Source organism: Vibrio sp. YT-18 (assembly GCF_033337345.1).
GTDB classification, from domain to species: domain Bacteria; phylum Pseudomonadota; class Gammaproteobacteria; order Enterobacterales; family Vibrionaceae; genus Vibrio; species Vibrio alginolyticus.
On record NZ_JAWOQO010000078.1, the window covers coordinates 1 to 1,607 of the forward strand.

The 1,607-nt window shown below is 48.5% G+C and carries 2 protein-coding genes and 1 pseudogene; all 3 read right to left on the reverse strand.

Going from position 1 to position 1,607, the window contains the following annotated elements:
- Positions 1-227 (reverse strand): HAD hydrolase-like protein (locus R7M72_RS24415; protein WP_318056378.1); only part of this gene is annotated, 227 nt, incomplete at its 3' end.
- A gap of 102 nt (positions 228-329) precedes the next feature.
- A complete protein-coding gene (rlmB, locus tag R7M72_RS24420; RefSeq protein ID WP_005455666.1) occupies positions 330-1,073 on the reverse strand; it encodes a 23S rRNA (guanosine(2251)-2'-O)-methyltransferase RlmB in 744 nt (247 codons plus the stop codon).
- A gap of 62 nt (positions 1,074-1,135) precedes the next feature.
- Positions 1,136-1,607: pseudogene (locus tag R7M72_RS24425) on the reverse strand (ribonuclease R); the annotation flags it as partial.

A 1,607-nucleotide genomic window follows, 5' to 3' on the forward strand; every position in this document is an offset into this window, starting at 1 on the left:
CGCAGCTCTTCACTAAGATCGCTACTGATGGTCATGCTTTGGCTTAGCGCGCGACCAATCAGGACGTCAGCACCGTTACCTACGTAATCACGTACTTGCTCTTCCGATACTGCAGGGTAACCCAAAGCTTGTACCGCTTGGTCTGCAGCAACGGCCAAATCAGGTACGCTGTCCAACAATGTGCCATCCAGATCGAACGCAATCAGTTTAATATCTTGTTGAGTCATAATTTCCCTAGCTAAAAATAACAAAGGATGGTTTCCCATCCTATGTGTTTGATTCTTCAAGCCACTAAGCCTTTGGGCTCAGTGACATATGTTCTCATTCGCTTACTTCGCAGCCAAGCGCTGACGAACTGCTTCGAATAAACAGATGCCTGATGCAACCGACACATTCAAACTTGATACGCTACCTGCCATTGGGATTTTAATCAAATCATCGCAAGTTTCTCGCGTTAGGCGGCGCATGCCATCACCTTCTGCGCCCATGACAATTGCCAGAGGACCAGTCAGTTTTGCTTGATAAATGTCGTGTGTCGCTTCACCCGCCGTACCCACGAACCAGATGCCCTGCTCTTGCAGAGTACGCATTGTGCGCGCTAGGTTGGTTACACGAATCAAAGGCACCACTTCTGCAGCGCCACAGGCTACTTTGCTTACTGTTGCATTCATTGGTGCTGATCGATCTTTAGGAACGATAATCGCAGCAACACCAGCAGCATCGGCGTTACGTAAACAGGCACCAAGGTTGTGAGGGTCAGTCACGCCATCCAACACCAATAGCAACGGTGTCTCATGCTGCGCTAGGATGTCGTCGATGTCGTTTTCGTTCAGCTGTTTTGCTGGTTTTACGCGCGCGATGATGCCTTGGTGGTTTGCACCATGTGCTTTGTCATCCAAGGTTTTACGCGTCATTTGTTGGATAGAAACACCACACACCTGCAAATCGTTCAAGATTGGCATTAGGCGATCGTCTTGGCGTCCTTTTAGAACGTACGCTTCAATAAAACGTTCTGGTTCGCGTTCCAATACCGCTTTCACGGCATGAATACCGTAAATAAATTCGTTACTCATTACTTAACCTGTTTCTGTGCTTCGCTCACCGCCAATCTGCGGTAACAGATTGGCGCTTCAGCCTACTGCGCGTCTTGCTTAGTGCGCTTGGTTTTCTTTGGCTTACTGTGTGGCTTTTTCTTGTGGGCTTTCTTCACCTTTGGCTTCTTTGCGCTGTCGTCATCCCCACGTTTTGGCCCTTTGCGTTTACGGCCAGAATCCGTTTGTTCTGGGCGCTTAGTTGGCTCAATAGCAGGAACAGCGCTCGCTGTAGCACCTTCTTTTGATGAAGAACGTGTCGCCGCACGTTTTTTCTCTTTGGCTTTGCGTTTCGCTTCCGCAGCTCGTTTCTTAGCTGTCTTACCTTCGCCGCGTAGCTTACGACTTGTTTCGACCAATTCAAAGTCAATTTGCTTGTCATCTAGGTTAACAGCCAGCACTTTTACTTTGACCGCATCACCCAGACGATAGATGTTACCGAAGCTTTCACCGATAAGTCTTTGACCAATAGGATCAAACTGGTAGTAGTCGTTCGCAAGCGTTGAAATGTGCACC

What these genes read in the sequence shown, in the direction of transcription:
- rlmB (WP_005455666.1), bottom strand. Translation starts at nt 1,073, where the DNA reads ATGAGTAACGAATTTATTTACGGTATTCATGCCGTGAAAGCGGTATTG.